Source organism: Mycobacterium yunnanensis (assembly GCF_025823185.1).
GTDB classification, from domain to species: Bacteria; Actinomycetota; Actinomycetes; order Mycobacteriales; family Mycobacteriaceae; genus Mycobacterium; species Mycobacterium yunnanensis.
The window spans coordinates 201,314-221,740 of record NZ_JACKVK010000013.1; the positions used below are offsets into that span (position 1 = coordinate 201,314).

General features: G+C 69.0%; 18 protein-coding genes. 11 read left to right on the forward strand and 7 right to left on the reverse strand.

Annotation, left to right across the window (positions count from 1 at the left end; genetic code table 11):
* Positions 1-6: 6 nt before the first annotated feature.
* On the reverse strand, positions 7-1,104 hold the full coding sequence (gene gcvT, locus H7K45_RS24615) for a glycine cleavage system aminomethyltransferase GcvT (RefSeq protein ID WP_372512634.1): 1,098 nt from the start codon (positions 1,102-1,104) through the stop codon (positions 7-9).
* Between the two features lie 77 nt (positions 1,105-1,181).
* Between gcvT and H7K45_RS24620 the strand changes: the two genes are divergently transcribed.
* The gene (locus tag H7K45_RS24620) at positions 1,182-2,693 is read left to right on the forward strand and encodes a leucyl aminopeptidase (RefSeq protein ID WP_263998674.1); all 1,512 of its coding nucleotides are present in this window, start codon (positions 1,182-1,184) and stop codon (positions 2,691-2,693) included.
* A gap of 14 nt (positions 2,694-2,707) precedes the next feature.
* On the opposite strand, the gene H7K45_RS24625 is transcribed toward H7K45_RS24620, so the two are convergent.
* Entirely contained in the window at positions 2,708-3,589 is an 882-nt protein-coding gene (locus tag H7K45_RS24625) for a LysR family transcriptional regulator (protein WP_263998675.1), read from the reverse strand.
* A gap of 118 nt (positions 3,590-3,707) precedes the next feature.
* Between H7K45_RS24625 and H7K45_RS24630 the strand changes: the two genes are divergently transcribed.
* Both H7K45_RS24630 and H7K45_RS24635 read left to right on the forward strand, forming a co-directional pair.
* On the forward strand, positions 3,708-4,448 hold the full coding sequence (locus H7K45_RS24630; protein ID WP_263998676.1) for a glucose 1-dehydrogenase: 741 nt from the start codon (positions 3,708-3,710) through the stop codon (positions 4,446-4,448).
* A gap of 25 nt (positions 4,449-4,473) precedes the next feature.
* A complete protein-coding gene (locus H7K45_RS24635) occupies positions 4,474-5,208 on the forward strand; it encodes an SDR family oxidoreductase (protein ID WP_263998677.1) in 735 nt (244 codons plus the stop codon).
* A gap of 12 nt (positions 5,209-5,220) precedes the next feature.
* Here the strand turns inward: H7K45_RS24635 and H7K45_RS24640 are convergent, their stop codons facing one another.
* Positions 5,221-5,577, reverse strand: a complete 357-nt coding sequence (locus H7K45_RS24640; RefSeq protein WP_263999305.1) for an oxidoreductase — start codon at positions 5,575-5,577, stop codon at positions 5,221-5,223.
* Between the two features lie 145 nt (positions 5,578-5,722).
* Here H7K45_RS24640 and sucB point away from each other — a divergent pair, with 145 nt between their 5' ends.
* The 6 genes from sucB (at position 5,723) to H7K45_RS24670 (ending at position 12,827) form a co-directional block, all read left to right on the forward strand.
* Positions 5,723-7,504, forward strand: a complete 1,782-nt coding sequence (gene sucB / locus H7K45_RS24645) for a 2-oxoglutarate dehydrogenase, E2 component, dihydrolipoamide succinyltransferase (RefSeq protein ID WP_263998678.1) — start codon at positions 5,723-5,725, stop codon at positions 7,502-7,504.
* A 5-nt stretch (positions 7,505-7,509) separates the two neighbouring features.
* On the forward strand, positions 7,510-8,418 hold the full coding sequence (locus H7K45_RS24650; protein ID WP_263998679.1) for a TIGR01777 family oxidoreductase: 909 nt from the start codon (positions 7,510-7,512) through the stop codon (positions 8,416-8,418).
* A gap of 19 nt (positions 8,419-8,437) precedes the next feature.
* Complete coding sequence (lipB, locus tag H7K45_RS24655) at positions 8,438-9,118, forward strand: lipoyl(octanoyl) transferase LipB (RefSeq protein ID WP_263998680.1); 681 nt, start codon at positions 8,438-8,440, stop codon at positions 9,116-9,118.
* A 26-nt stretch (positions 9,119-9,144) separates the two neighbouring features.
* Entirely contained in the window at positions 9,145-10,077 is a 933-nt protein-coding gene (lipA, locus tag H7K45_RS24660) for a lipoyl synthase (RefSeq protein WP_263999307.1), read from the forward strand.
* A 33-nt stretch (positions 10,078-10,110) separates the two neighbouring features.
* Entirely contained in the window at positions 10,111-10,866 is a 756-nt protein-coding gene (locus tag H7K45_RS24665; protein ID WP_263998681.1) for a DUF4191 domain-containing protein, read from the forward strand.
* A 137-nt stretch (positions 10,867-11,003) separates the two neighbouring features.
* Positions 11,004-12,827 (forward strand): amidohydrolase, encoded by a 1,824-nt coding sequence (locus tag H7K45_RS24670; RefSeq protein WP_263998682.1) that lies wholly within the window; start codon positions 11,004-11,006, stop codon positions 12,825-12,827.
* Here H7K45_RS24670 and H7K45_RS24675 read toward each other — a convergent pair.
* A complete protein-coding gene (locus H7K45_RS24675) occupies positions 12,824-13,306 on the reverse strand; it encodes an RDD family protein (protein ID WP_263998683.1) in 483 nt (160 codons plus the stop codon). The two genes, H7K45_RS24670 and H7K45_RS24675, sit on opposite strands and share 4 nt — an antisense overlap.
* Positions 13,307-13,434: 128 nt before the next feature.
* Between H7K45_RS24675 and glnA (H7K45_RS24680) the strand changes: the two genes are divergently transcribed.
* Entirely contained in the window at positions 13,435-14,871 is a 1,437-nt protein-coding gene (gene glnA, locus H7K45_RS24680) for a type I glutamate--ammonia ligase (RefSeq protein ID WP_263998685.1), read from the forward strand.
* 136 nt (positions 14,872-15,007) lie between these two features.
* Positions 15,008-15,439: a DoxX family protein gene (locus H7K45_RS24685; RefSeq protein WP_263998686.1), complete on the forward strand. Its 432-nt coding sequence runs from the start codon at positions 15,008-15,010 to the stop codon at positions 15,437-15,439.
* 9 nt (positions 15,440-15,448) lie between these two features.
* On the opposite strand, the gene H7K45_RS24690 is transcribed toward H7K45_RS24685, so the two are convergent.
* The 3 genes from H7K45_RS24690 to glnA (H7K45_RS24700) are packed head-to-tail and all read right to left on the reverse strand — an operon-like array spanning position 15,449 to position 20,409.
* Positions 15,449-16,084 carry a PaaI family thioesterase gene (locus tag H7K45_RS24690; protein WP_263998688.1) on the reverse strand — a complete coding sequence of 212 codons (636 nt, stop codon included), beginning with the start codon at positions 16,082-16,084 and terminating at the stop codon, positions 15,449-15,451.
* Positions 16,081-19,032, reverse strand: a complete 2,952-nt coding sequence (locus H7K45_RS24695) for a bifunctional [glutamine synthetase] adenylyltransferase/[glutamine synthetase]-adenylyl-L-tyrosine phosphorylase (protein WP_263998689.1) — start codon at positions 19,030-19,032, stop codon at positions 16,081-16,083. Before H7K45_RS24695 ends, H7K45_RS24690 begins: the two co-directional genes overlap by 4 nt.
* 36 nt (positions 19,033-19,068) lie before the next feature.
* Positions 19,069-20,409, reverse strand: a complete 1,341-nt coding sequence (glnA, locus tag H7K45_RS24700; RefSeq protein WP_263998690.1) for a type I glutamate--ammonia ligase — start codon at positions 20,407-20,409, stop codon at positions 19,069-19,071.
* Between the last annotated feature and the right edge of the window lie 18 nt (positions 20,410-20,427).

Below are 20,427 nucleotides of genomic sequence, written 5' to 3' on the forward strand. Positions count from 1 at the left end.
CCGTGACTAGCGAGTTTTCGCTTCGACGAACGGCGGCGCGACCACCTCGCACTCCAACGCCCGGCCCCGCACGTCGACCGCGACGCGCTGGCCGTCGGCGATGCCGGCGTCGGTGTCCAGCAGGGCCAGCGCGATGCCGAGTTTCATTGTCGGAGAGAAGGTTCCCGACGTGGTGACGCCCACCGGCCGGTCACCGTCGAGCACCGTCATGTCGGCTCGGAGCACGCCGCGGCCCACCGCCTTGAGTCCGCGGAGCACCCGCCGTGGGCCGGCCGCCTTCTCGGCGAGCAACGCCTCGCGGCCCCAGAACTCGTCCTTCTTCCAGCCGATCGCCCAGCCGCACCGCGCCTGCAGCGGCGAGATGTCCAGTGACAGTTCGTGCCCGTGCAGCGGGTAGCCCATCTCGGTGCGCAACGTGTCGCGGGCGCCAAGCCCGGCCGGTTCGCCGCCGGCGGCCGCGACGGCCTCGACCAGTGCGTCGAACACGACCGCGGCGCGGTCCCACTCGGGCAACAGCTCGTAGCCGTGCTCGCCGGTGTACCCGGTCCGGCAGACCCGGACGGGCACGCCCTCATATTCGGCGTCGGCGTACCCCATGTAGTCCATGTCGGTGGGCAAGCCCAGCGCGGCGAGCACCTCGGCGGACTTCGGACCCTGCACGGCGAGCACGGCGTAGCTGCGGTGCTCGTCGGTGATGGTCAATCCTGCCGGTGCCTTCTCCTTCAGCGCGGCGACGACGGCGGCGGTGTTCGACGCGTTCGGCACGAGGAACACTTCGTCGTCGGAGACGTAGTAGGCGATCAAGTCGTCGATGACGCCGCCGGAGTCGTTGCAGCACAACGTGTATTGCGCCTTGCCCGCACCAATTCGGCGCAGGTCGTTGGTGAGTGCGGAGTTGACGTATTCCGCAGCGCCCGGTCCGACCACCAGGGCCTTGCCCAGGTGGCTGACGTCGAAGAGGCCGACGGCGTTTCGGGTGGCGTTGTGCTCGCTGACGGTGCCCGCGTAGGACACCGGCATCAGCCATCCCCCGAATTCGGCGAAGCTCGCGCCCAGCTCGCGGTGGCGGTCCTCCAGCGGACCCTTCAGCAGGTTGTCACTCACGGCCAGTGACTCTAATGCCCCCGGTCGCCTCGCTCCTGCCCCGCCGGACCCGTGCCTGCGCTACTAGGGTGACCCCCGTGAGCACTGCACCCGGTTACCAGTCCCCCGCCGTCACCGTCTCCACCGGCCTGCCCAAGCGCGGCATTGGCTCGGCGGTGCTGATCGTGCCCGTCGTCTCCGGTGACGACGACCGTGCGCGGGTACTGCCCAATCCCTTCCTCGACGCCGAGGCCGTCGGCGAGATCGAGGTGGCCCTGGCCGCGCTCGGCGTCAAGGGCGGCAGCGAGCAGACCACGCGAATCGTCGTTCCCTCGCTGCCGGTGGCCAGCGTGCTGACCGTCGGCCTCGGCAAGGCCCGCGACGAGTGGCCGGGCGACGTGATCCGGCGCGCGGCGGGGGTGGCGGCGCGGGCGCTGAGCGGCGTCGAGAGCGTCGTGACGACGCTCTCGGAGGTCGACGTGGCGGCCACCGTGGAGGGCTTGATCCTCGGCGCCTACCGCTTCAGCGACTTCCGCAGTGCCAAGACCGCCCCCAAGGACGCCCGCCTGGCCAAGATCACGGTGCTCTCGACGGCGAAGAGCGCGAAGACCGAGGCCGTCCGCGGCACCGACGTGGCGACCGCGGTCGCCACCGCGCGCGACTTCGTCAACACCCCGCCCAGCCACCTGTTTCCCGACGAATTCGCCAAGCGCGCACGGGCTTTGGGTGAATCGGTCGGCCTGAAGGTCGAGGTGCTCGACGAGGAGGCCCTCGAGAAGGGCGGCTACGGCGGCATCGTCGGCGTCGGCAAGGGTTCGTCGCGGCCGCCGCGGCTGGTCCGGTTGACGCACTCCGGCGGCAAGGGCCGCAAGCCCAAGAAGGTGGCCCTCGTCGGCAAGGGCATCACCTTCGACACCGGCGGCATCTCCATCAAGCCGGCCGCGAACATGCATCACATGACCTCCGACATGGGCGGCGCGGCCGCCGTCATCGCGACCGTCGTGCTGGCCGCCAAGCAGAACCTGCCGATCGACGTCGTCGCGACGGTGCCGATGGCCGAGAACATGCCCTCGGCCACCGCCCAGCGCCCCGGTGACGTCCTCACCCAGTACGGCGGCATCACCGTCGAGGTGCTCAACACCGACGCCGAGGGCCGGCTGATCCTGGCCGACGCCATCGTGCGGGCGTGCGAGGACGCCCCCGACTATCTCATCGAGACCTCCACGCTGACCGGTGCGCAGACCGTCGCACTCGGCGCCCGCACCCCCGGGGTGATGGGCAGCGACGAGTTCCGGGATCGGGTCGCCGCGCTGTCGCAGGCCGTCGGGGAGAACGGATGGGCGATGCCGCTGCCCGACGAGTTGAAGGACGACCTGAAGTCCACCGTCGCCGACCTGGCCAACGTCAGCGGTTCGCGGTACGCCGGGATGCTGGTGGCCGGGGTCTATCTCCGCGAGTTCGTCGCCGAGGGCGTGCAGTGGGCCCACGTCGACGTCGCCGCACCCGCCTACAACACCGGCGGCCCGTGGGGGTACACCGGCAAGGGCGGCACCGGGGTGCCCACCCGGACCATGTTCGCCGTGCTGGAGGACGTAGCGAAGGAGGGCTAGCCGAGAACGGTTGGTCAGGCCGGTACGGGCATCAGGCGAGCTTGGGCGACCAGGACGAACTCGGCGACCAGCGGGTTGGTCTCCCCCGCCCGGTGGACCACGACGACCTCGCTGGCGGGCACGTCGTCGATCGGGACCGACGCCAGGTCCGCACGCAGCGAGCTACGCCGGTCCCCGACGGGCAGGACGGCCACCGCCTGGCCGCTGGCGACGAGTTCGAGTCTGTCCTCGAAGCCTTCGACAACGGGGCCCGTCTGCAGCGAGGCGACGCCGGTCGGGTAGATCGACCGTGGCGCGCCGTGCGAGCAGTAGACGGGCAGACCGCCGGCGAAGTCCTGCAGTGACACCGAGGCCCGACCGGCGAGGTGGTGGTCGGCCGGCAGCACCAGCATCCGCGGCTCTTCGTAGAGCGGGGTGACGCGCAGGTCGTCGGCCGGGTGAGGCAGCGGCGCCCGCGCGACCACCACGTCCACCGTTCCGTCGGCGAACATGCGCTCGTCCCGGCACTCGAGGTGCCGGGTGCCGATCGTCGCCTGCGGGTGGCGGCGTCGCAGTTCACGCACGGCCGGGGTGACGACGAGATCCTCGACGTAGCCGACGGCCACGTTGCCCGCGGGTGCGTGAGCCCGGGCGGTGAGCGTGGCCCGGTGCGCGGCCCGCAGCACGTCGTGCGCCTCGGGGAGGAACGCCCTTCCCGCGTCGGTCAGCTCGGCGCCGTGGGGCACGCGGTCGAAGAGGAGTACGCCGAGCCGGTTCTCCAGCCGCTGGATCTGACGGCTCAGGGCTGGTTGTGCGACGCGTAGCTCGGCCGCGGCCCGGCCGAAGTTCCGGTGCTCGGCCACGACGGTGAAGTACCGCACCAGCCGCAGTTCGAGGTCGGCTCCGTTGTCGTTCATCGCCGAGGTCCAACCCGATCGACGCGGATCGCTATTCCGACACCGTCATTCCGTTGTCGCATGGCGGGGTGCCGAACGGGTCTTGGACGCGCGCGCCGAACTGCCAAAGACTCGTCGCATGGGCAGATACGACGGGAAGACGGCAGTGATCACCGGCGGAAGCAGCGGCCTCGGGTTGGCCGCGGCCGCGCATCTCGTCGACGAGGGCGCACGCGTCCTCGTGACCGGACGCCATCAGCAGACGCTGGACGACGCGGCGGCGCAGCTGGGCAGCCAGGCCGTCACCGTCCGCAGCGACACCAGTTCGCTCGCGGACGTCGACGCGCTTGCCGAGCGGGTGCGGGCCGAGTTCGGCACGGTCGACGCTCTGGTGGTCAACGCGGGAATCGGCAGCTTCGACCCGTTCGACGCGGTGACCGAGCAGACCTTCGACGACGTGTTCGCGATCAACACCAAGGGCCCGTTCTTCACGGTGCAGAAGCTGGTGCCGCTCATGGTCGAGGGCAGTGCCGTGGTGCTGACGACGTCGACGGCGAACCAGACGGGTTGGGACGCGCTGAGCGTGTACTCGGCGAGCAAGGCCGCGCTGCGTTCGATGGCCCGCACGCTGAGCCGGGAGTTGCTGCCGCGGGGCATCCGGGTCAACGCCGTCAGCCCGGGCTCGATCGACACCGGCAAGTTGGAGAAGGAAGTGCCGGAGCGAGCCGCCGACATCAAGGCCGCGTTCACCGCGAGCAACCCGATGCGGCGCTTCGGCCAGCCGAGCGAGTTCGCGCCTGCGGTGGCGTTCCTGGCCTTCGACGCGACGTTCGTCGCAGGCGTCGAACTGGTCGTCGACGGTGGCGACTCACAGCTCTAAGCAGTTGTCCGAGAGAGGAATTCACATGACTGGATACGACGGCAAGCGCGTCGTCATCACCGGCGGCACCAGCGGCATCGGTCTCGCCACCGCCAAGGTGTTGGACGCGGGCGGGGCCCGGGTGCTGGTGACCGGCCGCACCCCCGCGTCGTTGACGGCCGCCGCGGCGGCCCTCGGTCCGCGGGCCCTGGTGGACCGTCGCGACGTCGGCGACGTCGACGGGCTCGCCGACCGCGCGGCCGCCGCGTTCGGCGGCGTCGACCTGCTCGTGCTCAACGCCGGCGCGACGGGGGGAGGCACCATCGAGGACACCACGGCCGAGCAGTACGACGACGTGTTCGCCGTCAACACCAGGGCGCCGTTCTTCACCCTGCAACGCTTCGTCCCGCTGATGCCGCCCGGCAGCTCGGTGGTGCTGACCACGTCGATCGCCAACCGCAAGGGCATCGCCGCGACGAGCGTCTACTCCGCGACCAAGGCTGCCCTGCGGTCCATGACCCGCACGTTCGCCGCGGAACTGGTCGACAGGGGAATTCGGGTCAACGCCGTCTCGCCCGGACCCGTCGACACCGGCATCCTCGAGCGATCCATGCCTGCGCAGGAGGCACGCGACTTCCTGGAGGCGCAGCGGGCCCTCAACCCGATGCGTCGTCTCGGCGAGCCCGAGGAGGTGGCGAAGGCCGTCGTCTTCCTGGCCTTCGACGCGACCTACACCACCGGCGCCGAGCTGGTCGTCGACGGCGGCGCGTCGCAGCTGTGACGGCTGCCCACCTCAGTCATCCTCGAGTTCCCGCCTGAGCTCGCGTTTGCGCTCGATGCGCCGGCGTGCGTCGAAGTCGCGCATGCGCTGCGGGTAGCCGACCTTCTGGACGTCGTAGACCGGGATGTTCAGCTTGTCGCTGAGCCGGCGGGCGCCCCTGTCGCCGCCGGCTCGGCGCCGGGTCCATTCGCCGTCGGCCGCCACCAGCACCACGGTGACCTCGGTGACGGTGGTCTTGGGTTCGACGAACGCCTCGACCCCGTGGTGCTCGGCCACCCACTGCCGGAGGTACTTGAGGTCGGCCCCGGGGTCTCGCCGGTCGGAGGCGCCCTTGGACCCGCGACGGCGGAAGGTGTCGAACAGTCCCAACTGGACCTCACTCACTCGGATTCACCTTCAATGGTGCCAGAGGAGCAACTCGGCCGGTCTGCGGCGACCACCGGCCTCGGACGTGACAGGATGGGCGTCGAGCATTTTCGACCGTTACGAGCGACCGTTCGAGGAGTCACATCACATGGCCATCACCGTCCAGATGCCCGCACTCGGTGAGAGCGTCACCGAGGGGACCGTCACGAGATGGCTGAAGCAAGAAGGCGACACCGTCGAGGTCGACGAGCCCTTGCTGGAGGTGTCGACCGACAAGGTCGACACCGAGATTCCGTCGCCGGCCGCCGGCGTGCTCACCAAGATCATCGCCAACGAGGACGACACCGTGGAGGTCGGCGGCGATCTCGCCACGATCGGTGATGAGGGCGAGGGTGACGGCGGTGACGACGCCCCCGCCGCGGAGGAGAAGTCCGAACCAGAGCCGGAGCCCGAACCAGAGCCAGAGCCAGAGCCCGAGCCCGAGGCGAAGGAAGAGACCAAGGCCGCCCCGAAGTCCAGCGGTGGCGGTGGCTCGTCCACCTCGGTCGTGATGCCCGAACTTGGTGAGTCCGTCACCGAGGGCACCGTCACCCGGTGGCTCAAGAAGGTCGGCGACAGCGTCGAGGTCGACGACGCGCTCGTCGAGGTCTCCACCGACAAGGTCGACACCGAGATCCCGTCGCCGGTCGCCGGGACCCTGCTGTCCATCACCGCCGAGGAGGACGACACGGTCGCCGTCGGCGGCGAACTCGCCAAGATTGGCGATGCCGACGCCGACGCCACGCCAGAACCCGAGCCGGAGCCGGAGCCCGAACCAGAGCCGGAGCCGGAGCCGGAGCCCGAGCCCGAGCCCGCCAAGGAACCCGAGCCGAAGGCCGAGGCCAAGCCCGAGCCCATGCCGGAACCGAAGTCCGAGCCCGAGCCCAAACCGGAACCCAAGCCCGAACCGAAGGCAGCCCCTGCCGCCGAGGCACCGTCGTCCGACGGCGGCCCGTACGTCACTCCCCTGGTCCGCAAGCTGGCCGCGGACAACGACGTCGACTTGTCGTCGGTCAAGGGCACCGGCGTCGGCGGCCGCATCCGCAAGCAGGACGTGCTCGCCGCCGCTGAGGCCAAGAAGGCTCCCGAGCCGAGCGCCGCACCGCCGAGCGCACCCGCCTCCAAGCCTGCGGCTGCCTCGTCCGCGCCCGCACCGGCGCTGGCGCACCTGCGCGGCACAACGCAGAAGGCCAACCGCATCCGGCAGATCACCGCCAAGAAGACGCGCGAATCCCTGCAGACGACAGCACAATTGACGCAGACCCACGAGGTCGACCTGACCAAGATCGTGGCGTTGCGCGCCCGCGCCAAGGCGACGTTCGCCGAACGCGAAGGCGTCAACCTCACGTACCTGCCGTTCTTCGCGGTCGCGGTGATCGACGCCCTCAAGGCACACCCGAACGTCAACGCCAGCTACGACGAGGACAGCAAGCAGATCACCTACTACGACGCCGAGCACCTGGGCTTCGCGGTCGACACCGAACAGGGTCTGCTCTCCCCCGTCGTCAAGAACGCCGGTGACCTGTCCCTTGGCGGGCTGGCGCGGGCGATCGCCGACATCGCGGCACGGGCGCGCTCGGGCAACCTCAAGCCCGACGAGCTGTCCGGCGGCACGTTCACCATCACCAACATCGGCAGCCAGGGCGCGCTGTTCGACACGCCGATCCTGGTCCCGCCGCAGGCGGCGATGCTCGGCACCGGCGCGATCGTCAAGCGTCCCCGCGTGGTGGTCGACGAGAACGGCAACGAGTCGATCGGCGTCCGGTCGGTGTGCTACCTGCCGCTGACCTACGACCACCGACTCGTCGACGGAGCCGATGCCGGCCGCTTCCTGACGACGGTCAAACGCCGCCTCGAAGAGGGAGCGTTCGAGGCCGACCTCGGACTGTAGGCCTCGTGCGAAATGCCGTCATCGCGATTGCAGGTTCCTCCGGGCTGATCGGTTCCGCGCTGACGTCGGCGTTGCGCGCTGCCGACAACCGCGTGCTGCGGCTGGTGCGTCGTCCGCCGTCGAGCTCCGACGAGGTGTTCTGGGATCCCGACACCGGTGAGTTCGACGCGAGTGCGCTGCGCGGCGCGGACGCCGTGGTCAACATGTGCGGCGTCAACGTCGCAGGCAAGCGGTGGTCGGGTGCGTTCAAGCAGAGCCTGCGCGACAGCCGCATCGGGCCGACCGAGGTGCTGTCCCGGGCGGTCGTCGAATCCGGTGTCCCCGTGCTCGTCAACTCCAGCGCGGTCGGCTACTACGGCGACACTAGGGACCGCGTCGTCGACGAGTCCGCCCCGGCGGGTCAGGGATTTCTCGCCGGCCTGTGCCAGGACTGGGAGGACGCCACGTCGACCGCCGTCGCCGCAGGCGTGCGGGTGGTGAAGCTACGGACCGGGCTGGTGCTGTCCCCGTCGGGTGGCATGCTCGCCAAGCTCAAGCCGCTCTTCAGCCTCGGCTTGGGAGCCCGGTTGGGCAACGGCAAGCAGTACATGCCGTGGATCAGCCTGGAGGACGAGGTGCGCGCGGTGACATTCGCCGTCGAGCACGACGACCTCGTCGGTCCGGTCAACGGCACGGGACCCGCGCCGGTCACCAACGCCGAATTCACCGCGGCGCTGGGTCGGGCACTCAACCGGCCGACGCCGATGTCGGTGCCCGCGTTCGCCCTGCGGGCCGTGCTCGGCGAACTCGCCGACGAGGGTCTCCTCGGCGGACAGCGGGCCATCCCCGCGGCGCTGGAACGGGCCGGCTTCGAGTTCCACCACCACACCATCGGCGAGGCCATGGCCTACGTCACCGCGCCCAAGACGACCTGACGCGCGTACCGTTCAGAGCGTGGGCGCAGCATCGGTCCGGTCGACGGACACCGAGGTCGAGGTGCGACGACTCGGCTCGGTGGACTACCTCGACGCCTGGCAGATGCAGCGCGAAGTGGCCGAGGCGCGGATCGCCGGCGGCCCCGACACCCTGCTGCTGCTCGAACATCCACCGGTCTACACCGCGGGCCGCCGCACCGAACCGCACGAGCGTCCCGTCTACTCCGACGTCCCGGTGGTCGACACCGACCGCGGCGGCAAGATCACCTGGCACGGGCCGGGTCAGCTGGTCGGCTATCCGATCGTCGGCTTGGCGCAACCGCTGGACGTGGTCGAGTTCGTCCGCCGCCTGGAGGGCGCCCTGATGGCGGTGTGCGCGGGCTTCGGGCTCGAGACCGGCCGGGTCGAAGGTCGATCCGGCGTGTGGGTCCCGCAGTCCGCCGCCAGGCCGGCACGCAAGGTCGCGGCCATCGGCATCCGGGTGGCCAGGGCGACCACGCTGCACGGCTTCTCGGTGAACTGTGACTCCGACCTGTCCGCCTTCACCTCGATCGTCCCGTGCGGCATCTCCGACGCCGGTGTCACGTCGTTGACCGCCGAGCTGGGCCGTCGGATCACCGTCGACGAGGTGGCCGACGCCGTCGCCGTCACGGTGCCCGCCGCCCTCGACCGACGACCAGCGCTAGCATTGTCGGAGTGACCGCAGAACCGTCCGAGATCGCCAAGCTGCCCGTGTCGTCGACCGGCCGCAAGCTGCTGCGCCTGGAGGTCCGCAACGCCGAGACCCCCATCGAGCGCAAGCCGCCGTGGATCAAGACCAAGCTGAAGACCGGCCCGGAGTACAAGGAACTCAAGGCCCTGGTCAAGCGCGAGGGTCTGCACACGGTCTGCGAAGAGGCCGGCTGCCCCAACATCTACGAGTGCTGGGAAGACCGCGAGGCCACGTTCCTCATCGGCGGCGAGCAGTGCACGCGCCGGTGTGACTTCTGCCAGATCGACACCGGCAAGCCCTCGGAGTTGGACCGCGACGAGCCCCGGCGGGTGGCCGAGAGCGTCCAGGCGATGGGTCTTCGGTATTCGACGGTCACCGGAGTGGCCCGCGACGACCTGCCCGACGGCGGTGCGTGGCTGTACGCCGAGACGGTGCGCCAAATCAAGGCGCTCAACCCGAACACCGGCGTCGAGTTGTTGATCCCGGACTTCAACGCCATCCCCGAACAGCTCGAGACGGTCTTCGAGACGCGCCCAGAAGTGTTGGCGCACAACGTAGAAACCGTGCCGCGCATCTTCAAGCGCATCCGTCCCGCCTTCCGCTACGAGCGCAGCCTCGCGGTCATCACCGCGGCGCGTGACTACGGATTGGTCACTAAGAGCAATCTGATCCTGGGCATGGGCGAGACCCCGGAGGAAGTGCGGACGGCCCTGGTCGACTTGCACGACGCGGGCTGCGACATCATCACCATCACGCAGTACCTGCGGCCAACCCCCCGGCACCATCCGGTCGAGCGGTGGGTCAAGCCGGAGGAATTCGTCGAGCACGGCAAGTTCGCCGAAGAGGTCGGCTTCCCCGGCGTGCTGGCGGGCCCGCTGGTGCGGTCGTCCTACCGGGCGGGCAAGTTGTACGCCCAGGCGGCCCAGGCCCGGACCAGCCCGTCCTGACTCTCGGCTGGCGTCCACCCGTATCCTGATCCGATGGCGAAGACTCGCAAACCCGGCGTCGACAAGGCCGCCAAGGCCGAGGCGAAGGCTGCCCGCAAGGCCGCATCCAAGGAGCGCCGCAGTCAGCTCTGGCAGGCCTTCCAGATTCAGCGCAAGGAGGACAGCCGGCTCCTGCCCTACATGATCGGCGCCTTCGTGCTGATCGTGGCGATCGCGGTGTTGATCGGCGTGCTCGTCGGCAACACGTTCACCTATGTCACGCTGATCCCGCTCGGCATCGTGCTGGGTCTGCTGGTGGCGTTCATCATCTTCGGGCGTCGCGCCCAGAAGTCGGTGTACCGCAAGGCCGAGGGCCAGACCGGCGCCGCCGCGTGGGCGCTGGACAACCTGCGGGGCAAGTGGCGGGTCACCCCGGGCGTCGCGGCGACCGGACACTTCGACGCCGTGCACCGCGTGATCGGCAGGCCCGGTGTGATCTTCGTCGGCGAGGGATCGGCGACGCGCGTCAAGCCGCTGCTGGCCCAGGAGAAGAAGCGCACCGCGCGGCTCATCGGCGACATTCCGATCTACGACTTCGTCGTCGGCAACGGTGAGGGTGAGGTGCCGTTGTCCAAGCTGGAGCGACACCTGACCAAGCTGCCCGCCAACATCACCGCCAAGCAGATGGACTCCCTGGAGTCGCGGCTGGCGGCACTGGGAACCCGGATGGGACCGTCGGCCATGCCGAAGGGCCCGTTGCCTCCCGGCGCGAAGATGCGCGGCGTCCAGCGCACGGTGCGCCGCAAGTAGCCCCACGTTCGTCACAGTCCGTGACGCGTGCGTCAAATCGCGTCGCAGTCGAGGTTCACCCGCTAATCTTCGCTAGCGTCACCGCATCGGGCGGGGCGTGAAAAGGCATTCTCGACAGTGCCTTTGGGGGGAAGCGCATGTGTACATCGTGTCAGTGGGCGCCACATTTCGCGGCGTTCGGGGCCGCCAAGACCACCAGACGGACGGTGTTGACGATCGCCGCGGTGGCCGCGGCCACGACGGCAATGGCGGCCTGCTCGCCAGGCCGCGAGTCGGCGTCGCCGAGTAGCGCACCGGAAGCCGCGGGTTCGGACACGAAGGCGGACTTCGTCTTCCGCAACGGTCCGATCTACACCGTCGCCGGCCCGCAGCAGTGGGTGAAGGCGCTTGCCGTCACGGGCAACACCATTACCTACGTCGGCGACGAGGCCGGGGCGATGGCGCGGGTGGGCGACGGTACCCGGGTGGTCGACCTGAAAGGCCGACTGCTGATGCCGGGGTTCGTGGAGGCCCACATCCACCCCTTCATGGGTGCGTTCCTGACCTCGGGCCTGGACCTGCAGGTGCCCACCGGGGCCGACGCGCTCGCCGCGATCTCGAAGTACGCCGCCGACAACCCGGTAGGTCCACTGCGCGGATTCGGTTGGCGCGTCGACATGTTCGGTCCCGAAGGGCCCACCAAGGCAGACCTGGATCGGATCGTGCCGGACCGCCCCGCGTTCTTCTTCGCCATCGACGGCCACAGCCTGTGGGTCAACTCGAAGGCGTTGCAGATGGCGGGCGTCGACCGCAACACCCCCGATCCGATCCCCGGGTTCAGTTACTTCGCTCGCGACGGCAAGGGCGATCCGACGGGTTACGTCCTCGAGGTCGTCGCCGAGCTCCAGGTGGTCAACGCCGTCGAGCCCATCTCCCCCGAGACGATGGCGAAGCTGTTGGCCTCGTGGACGCCCAAGGCCGCCGCCGCCGGCATCACGTCCCTGTTCGACGCGGGGGTGCCGCCGATCGGCGAGGACCAGGCCGCGATCCTCGAGCTCTACGTCGACGCGGAGAAGCGGGGCGAGTTGCCGTTCCGCGTCGTGGCCTCCTACGCCGTGAAGGGACCACCGGTCGACGACACGGTGGCCAAGATGACCGAGGTGCGCAACCGTGTCTCGACCGAGCAGGTGCAGGCCACGGTGGTGAAGATCGTCGGCGACGGCACGCAGGGCGGTTACACCGCGTGGCTGGTAGATCCCTACGCCGACAAGCCCGACAGCACGGGCAGCTCACCGTTCACCGAGGAGCAGTGGCACCGCATGGTGCGCGACGTCGACGCCGCCGGTTTCGACTTGCACATCCATGCCTGCGGGGACCGCACCGCCCGCGTCGCACTCGACGCCATCGCCGAGGCGATCACGGCCAACCCGCCGCGGGAGCGCCGCCACGCCATCGCCCACCTGGTCTACGTGGAGGATTCGGACATCCCGCGGTTCGGTGAGCTAGGCGTCATCTCGCAGTTCTCGGCGAACTGGATGTCGGCCGACCCCGACACGGTGATGAACATGGGCGCCCGGTACGGCGCGCCCCGCAAGAACCTGCTCTACCGGACGCAGGCGACGCTCACGTCCGGCGGTCGGATCTCGCTAGGCACGGATTGGCCTGCGGCAGGCTACTTCTCGACGTACAAGCCGCTGGATTCGATCCAGATCGGCGTCACCCGGCAGCTCATCGGGAAGCCGGACGGGCCGGTCCTGGAGCCCGTCGACCAGCGGCTCTCGATCGTCGAGGCCGTACACGCGAACACCTTGGGCGCGGCCCACCAGATCCGACTGGACGACAAGGTGGGGTCATTGGAGGTCGGCAAGCTCGCCGACCTCATCGTGCTCGACGCCAACATCCTCGAAGGCGACCCGCACGACATTCACCAGGCCAAGGTCACCATGACCATGATGAACGGGCAGATCCGCCACGAGGTCTAGCGGCGGACGACGGCCGTTCCGGTCAACCGGTCCTGGAACCCCCGACCGTCGGCGTCGGTGAACAGGGCGGGGATCACCAGGGCGACCAGCAGAACGCGAACGGCCGCCCGCCCGATGCCGACGTGCTGGCGGTGGTCGACCGAGACCACCTGCAGACCCAACGCCAATTGTCCCGGAGTGAAGGTGAACAGCCGCACCGAGACGATCCCGATCACCACCCAGATCGCCTCCAGCACCAGCGACCGATGGTCGGCGAGCGTGCCGGTGCGGTCCAGCGATCCGACGAGGGACCCGAGCCCCATCGCGATCAACCAGTCCAGCGTGACGGCCAGGACGCGGCGGCCGGTGCCGACCAGTGAACCCGGGCCCGACTGGGGCAGACCGAGACGTTGACCGGCGTAGTCATTGGGTCCCTGACTCGCGTCGCCAGCTTCGGACGGCGGTGGCCCGGAGAGCCAAGAACCAAAGGTGCGGGCCATGAAACCAGCATAGGGTGGGCGCCTGGCACCACCACTGCGTAACGTCCGTGCAACATGGCATTGACCGGCGCGCAATATGGTGTCCCTAGCGTCGAACGGCGGATCATCCAGTCAAAGGAGAATTCTCAGTGCCAGAAAAGACTGCAGACGACATCTTCAAGCTGATCAAGGACGAGAACGTCGAGTACGTCGACATTCGCTTCTGCGATCTGCCGGGCGTCGTCCAGCACTTCTCGATCCCCGCTTCGGCGTTCGACGCCAGCGTGTTCGAGGACGGCTTGGCGTTCGACGGTTCGTCGGTACGCGGCTTCCAGTCCATCCACGAATCCGACATGATGCTGCTGCCGGACCCCAACACCGCGCGCATCGATCCGTTCCGCCACGCCAAGACGCTCAACCTGAGCTTCTTCGTGCACGACCCGTTCACCCGCGAGGCCTACTCCCGCGACCCGCGCAACGTGGCCCGCAAGGCCGAGAACTACTTGGCCAGCACGGGAATCGCCGACACCTGCTTCTTCGGTGCCGAGGCCGAGTTCTACATCTTCGACTCGGTCACCTTCGACTCGAAGATCAACGGCACCTCCTACGAGATCGACTCCGAGTCGGGCTGGTGGAACACCGGCGAGCCGTTCGAAGCCGACGGCAGCCCCAACCTCGGCTACAAGGTCCGGCCCAAGGGCGGCTACTTCCCCGTCGCTCCGTACGACCACTACGTCGACCTGCGCGACGAGATGGCGACCAACCTGCAGAACGCGGGGTTCGTCCTCGAGCGCGGTCACCACGAGGTGGGCACCGCGGGCCAGGCCGAGATCAACTACAAGTTCGACACCCTGCTGGCCGCCGCCGACGACGTGCTGCTGTTCAAGTACATCATCAAGAACACGGCGTGGAAGAACGGCAAGACCGTCACCTTCATGCCCAAGCCGCTCTTCGGCGACAACGGGTCCGGCATGCACGCCCATCAGTCGCTGTGGAAGGACGGCAAGCCGCTGTTCCACGACGAGTCGGGTTACGCCGGCCTGTCGGATCTGGCGCGCCACTACATCGGCGGCATCCTGCACCACGCGCCGTCGCTGCTGGCGTTCACCAACCCCACGGTGAACTCCTACAAGCGGTTGGTGCCGGGTTACGAGGCGCCGATCAACCTGGTGTACAGCCAGCGCAACCGGTCGGCGTGCGTGCGCATCCCGATCACCGGCAACAACCCAAAGGCCAAGCGTCTCGAATTCCGTTGCCCGGACAGCTCGGGCAACCCGTACCTGGCGTTCGCGGCGATGCTGATGGCAGGCATCGACGGCATCAAGAAGAAGATCGAGCCGTTGGCGCCCGTCGACAAGGACCTCTACGAACTGCCCCCCGAGGAGGCCGCGAACATCCCGCAGGCTCCGACGTCGCTGTCGGCGGTCATCGACCGTCTCGAGGAGGATCACGACTACCTCACCGAGGGCGGCGTGTTCACCGAGGATCTGATCGACACCTGGATCTCCTACAAGCGTGAGAACGAGATCATGCCGATCCAGATTCGTCCGCACCCGTACGAGTTCGCGCTGTACTACGACGTTTAATCGGCTCGCCGATGTGACGTTCAATCGGCGCGTAAGCCGGCACACGAAGCCGGGCGGAGTTCACTCCGCCCGGCTTCGTCGTGTCGCAACCGGGTACGACTATACGGACCATGGTCCGGATAGTAGAGTCGTGGCCATGCTGACGAACCTCGACGCCAGACTCACCCCCCACGCCCCCGCGGTACTGAGCATCTTCCGCGTGGTCTTCGCGCTGCTCTTCCTGTGCCACGCCACCTCCCACCTCTTCGGCTGGCCGGTCGCCGAGCAGCAAGCTCCGGTCGGACTGTGGCCCTACTGGTACGCCGGGGTCATCGAGCTGGTCACCGGCGTCCTCATCGGCCTTGGGTTGTTCACCCGGATCGCGGCCTTCATTGCCTCGGGCACCATGGCCTTCGCGTACTTCACCGCGCACCTGCCGAAGAACTTCGTCCCGCTGGTCAACGGCGGCGAAGCGGCAGTGCTCTACTGCTTCGCGTTCCTGCTGCTGGTGTTCACCGGCGGCGGCGCATGGGCCATTGACGCCCGGCGTCGCGGCCGCACGGCAACGGTCACCCGCACCAGGGGCTGACGCAGACCGTCACTCCGTTCCCCGCGCCCACGCCGGTCGGATGAACACACCGGATGCCTCCACCGTCCAGCCGTCGGCGTCGCCGAGGAATCCCCGCGCGAAGGTCTTGACGCCCTCGCTGCGTTCGACGAACGCTTCTGCCCGCACGGGACCGAGCGGGGTGCCACGCAGATAGCGCAGCGTGATGGTGCAGGTGAACAACGGCTTGGTCAGCCCGTCACTGGCCACCTCGCCGAGCAGATGGTCGAGCACCAACGCGCAGATGCCGCCGTGCACCAGACCCGGTGGCCCCTCGTACGGCAACCCAAGGTCGAACTCGGCCCAGCACCGGCCGCCGTCCTCGTGGTGGATGACCATCGGCGGGGCGATCGCGTTGCGAAGCCCCACTGCGGGATTCGCCCACGCGAGTGGCAGCCCGGTGCCGGCGTGGCGCAGCGTCGAGGTGGTGGTGCGCTGCGCGCTGCGCAACCGGGCCGTGACCGCCTCGACGGCCGCCTTGGCCTCCAGCGCCGTGGCGTCGTCGACGTCGGTACGGATGCCCGCGTCGATCAGCTCCCGGATGGCATCGGTCAGCCCACCATGCACCCGCTGCTGCCGCTCGTACTCCTCGGCGGTGATGACGTCGAACGGAAAGTCCGTGCTCACTCGCCGAACACCCGTCGCACGACCGTCTTCGCGCGCCGGGTCACCCGCAGGTAGTTGTCGAGGAACTCGCTTCCGTCGCTGGTCTCCCAGCCCGCTGCGACGGCGACCGCGTTGAGCTGACGGCCAGGTCCTGGCAACTGGTCGGTCGGCTTGCCCCGCACCAGCACCAGGGCGTTGCGGGCCTTGGTCGCGGTCAGCCAGGCCTGCCGCAGCAGGTCGACGTCACCCTCGGCGATGAGCTCGGCGGCGCCAATTGCGTTGAGCGCGTCCAGGGTCGAGGTGCTGTGCAGTGCCTCGATCTCGTGACCGTAGCGCAACTGCAGCAGTTGCACGGTCCACTCCACGTCGGCGAGGCCGCCGCGACCGAGTTTGGTGTGCGTGTTCGGATCCGCCCCTCGGGGCAGCCGCTCGGCGTCGATGCGGGCCTTCACCCGGCGTATCTCGCGCACCGCATCGGCCGACACCCCACCGGAGGGGTACCTGGTCTTGTCGGCCATCAGCAGGAAGCGGTGGCCGAGGTCCTCGTCACCGGCGACGCGGTGGGCCCGCAGCAGCGCCTGCACCTCCCAGGGCTGGGCGAACCGCGCGTAGTACGCCTCGTAGGAGGCCAGCGTGCGCACCAGCGGGCCACTGCGACCCTCGGGACGCAGGTTGGTGTCCACCTCGAGCGGCGGGTCGGCGCTCGGGGTGCCCAGCAGCGCACGGACCTGTTCGGCGATGGTGACCGACCACTTCACCGCCACGGATTCCTCTGCGCCACCGCCGGGTTCGCACACGAACATCACGTCGGCGTCGGAGCCGTAGCTCAGTTCCCCACCACCGAGTCGGCCCATGCCGATCACCGCAATCGTCGCCGGAGGGCCGGTCGCGGGCGAGTTCGCCCGGATCACGACGTCCAGGGCAGCTTGGAGCACCGCCACCCACACCGAGGTCAGCGCCCGGCACACCTCGGTGACCTCGAGCATGCCGAGCAGATCCGCAGACGCCAGACGTGCCAGCTCTTGGCGACGCAGCGTCCTGGCCGCGGCGATCGCCCGCAGCGGATCGGTGTGCCTGCCCACCGACGCGATCAGCGCATGAGCCAAGCTCTCCGGTTCGACCTCCAGCAGCTTGGGTCCCGACGGGCCGTCGGCGTACTGCCGGATCACCTCGGGTGCGCGCATGAGGAGTTCGGGGACGAACGCCGACGTACCCAGCACGTGCATCAGCCGCTTGGCCACCGCGCCCTCGTCACGCAACGACGCCAAGAACCAACGCTGCTCGGCCATCTCCTCGCTGAGCCTGCGGTAGGCGAGCAACCCGGCATCCGGGTCGGGTGTGTCCGACAGCCAGTCCAGCAGCGTCGGCAGCAGCACCTGTTGCACCCGCCCCCGCCGACCGCTGCTGCCGGTGAGCGCCGCCAGATGGGTCAGCGCACTCTGCGGTCCCTCGTAACCCAGTGCGGCGAGCTGACGTTCGGCCGATTCGGGCGACATGGTCGGGGAGATCTGGAATCCGTCGACGTCGACGGATTCCAGCAGCGGTTGATAGAAGAGCTTCGCGTGCAGACGCGAGACCCGCAGGCTTTGACGCTTGAGCTCCTCCCGCAGCACGCCGAGCGCGTCGTGTTGTCCGTCGGGGCGCATGTGTGCGGCGCGGGCCAGCCACCGCAGGGCCTCGTCGTCGCCGGCCTCGGGCAGCATGTGGGTGCGCTTGAGCCGCTGCAGCTGAAGGCGGTGTTCGAGCAGCCGCAGGAATTCGTAGGACGCGGTGAGGTTCGCGGCGTCGTCGCGGCCGACATAGCCGCCGGCACCCAGCGCCGCCAACGCGTCCACGGTCGAGGCCACGTGCAGCGATTCGTCGTTGCGGCCGTGGACGAGCTGCAGCAGCTGTACGGCGAACTCGACGTCGCGCAGCCCGCCGGTGCCGAGCTTGATCTCGCGGGAGCGGACCCCGGCGGGCACGAGTTCTTCTACGCGCCGGCGCATCTTCTGCACCTCGGAGACGAAGTCCTCCCGTTCGCACGCCGCCCACACCATCGGCATCAGGGCGGCCATGTACCGCTCGCCGAGTTCGGCGTCGCCGACGGCCGGGCGGGCCTTGAGCAGCGCCTGGAATTCCCAGGTCTTGGCCCAGCGTTCGTAGTACGCCACATGGGATTCCAGCGTGCGCACCAGCTCGCCGCTCTTGCCTTCGGGCCGCAGGCCGGCGTCGACTTCGAAGAACGCCTCCCCGGCGAAGCGCATTATCTCCCCGGCCAGCCGGGCGCTGACCGGGTCGGCCTTGTCGCCGACGAAGATGACGTCGACGTCGCTGACGTAGTTCAGTTCGCGGGCCCCACACTTGCCCATCGCGATGACGGCCAGCCGGGGCGGCGCGGTGTCCTTGCACACCGTCCTGGTCGCGACGACCAGCGCGGCCGCCAACGCGGCGTCGGCGAGGTCCGCGAGATGCTCCCCCACCGTCGGAAACGGCAACACGGGTTCGTTCTCCACCGTCGGCGCGAGATCGAGCGCCGCCAACACCAGCAGCCGGTCGCGGTAGAGCACCCGCAAATCGTTTGTCTCCGAAGTGGTCTCGGCCATCTCGGTGAACACGCGGCGAAGCTCGTCGGGCCCGGGCAGCGTGACCTGCCCGACCAGCAGGTGCCAGGAGTTCGGCTGCGCGACCAGGTGGTCGCCCAGCGCCAAGGACGAGCCAAGCACGCCGAACAGCCGACCTCGAAGACCGCGGTCCTTCACCAGCGCGCGGTCGAGTTCCTGCCAGTCGTCACCGAGCGCGTCGGCCAGGCGCACCATGGTCCGCAGCGCGGTGTCGGCGTCGGGTGCCCGGGACAGCGACCACAGCAGCTCGACGTAGGCGTCGGTGGTCCACCCCAGCCGGTCCAGACCCTCGCGCGCGGGGGGCTCGACCAGCCCGAGCCGCCCGACGCTGGGCAGCGTCGGACGCTGCGTCGCTGGTTTGGCCATCCCTTCACGGTAACGCAGGGGTCAGGGACGCCGGCGCTACAGGGAGAGGTAGGCCTTCAGCTCATATGGCGTGACGTTGCTGCGGTAGGTCTCCCACTCGGCGCGCTTGTTGCGCAGGAAGAAGTCGAAGACGTGCTCGCCGAGCGCCTCGGCGACCAACTCGGAGTTCTCCATCTCCTGTAGGGCCACGCCCAGGCTGCCGGGCAGCTCCTTGTAACCCATCGCGCGCCGCTCCTCCGGCGTCAGATTCCACACGTTGTCCTCGGCCTGCGGGCCGAGCACGTAGTTCTTCTCGACGCCGCGCAGTCCAGCCGCCAACAACACCGCGAACGCGAGGTAGGGGTTGCAGGCCGAGTCGGGGCTGCGCACCTCGATGCGTCGCGAGGACGCCTTGCGCGGGGTATACATCGGCACCCGGACCAACGCCGAGCGGTTGGCCGCGCCCCACGACGCCGCGGTGGGGGCCTCGCCGCCGTGCACGAGCCGCTTGTAGGAGTTCACCCACTGGTTGGTGACCGCGCTGATCTCGCTGGCGTGTTCCAGGATGCCGGCGATGAAGGACTTGCCGACCGACGAGAGCTGCAGCGGGTCGTCGGGGGTGTGGAAGGCGTTGGAGTCACCCTCGAACAAGCTCATGTGGGTGTGCATCGCCGACCCGGGATACTCCGAGAACGGCTTGGGCATGAACGTGGCGCGGACGCCTTCGGTCAGTGCAACTTCCTTGACGACGTAGCGGAAGGTCATCACGTTGTCGGCCATCGACAGCGCGTCGGCGTACCGCAGGTCGATCTCCTGCTGACCGGGCGCACCCTCGTGGTGGCTGAACTCCACCGAGATGCCCATCGACTCCAGGGCGTCGATGGCGTGCCGGCGGAAGTTGGGGGCCGAGTCGTGTACCGCCTGGTCGAAGTAGCCGCCGTTGTCGGCCGGGACGGGCTCGGAGCCGTCGTAGGGGCCGGGCTGCAGCAGGAAGAACTCGATCTCCGGGTGCACGTAGCAGGAGAAGCCCAATTCGCTGGCCTTGGCCAGCTGCCGACGCAGGACGTGGCGCGAGTCGGCCCACGACGGGGAGCCGTCGGGCATCGTGATGTCGCAGAACATGCGCGCGGAGTGGTGCTTTCCACCGCTGGTGGTCCACGGCAGCACCTGGAAGGTGGAGGGGTCGGGGCGGGCGACCGTGTCGGATTCTGACACCCGGGCGAAGCCCTCGATCGACGAACCGTCGAAGCCGATGCCCTCCTCGAACGCGCCTTCAAGCTCCGCAGGGGCGATCGCTACGGACTTGAGGTAGCCGAGGACGTCGGTGAACCACAACCGTACGAATCGGATGTCACGCTCCTCGAGCGTCCGGAGCACGAATTCCTTCTGCCGATCCATGTGCGAAGCGTAGGCATC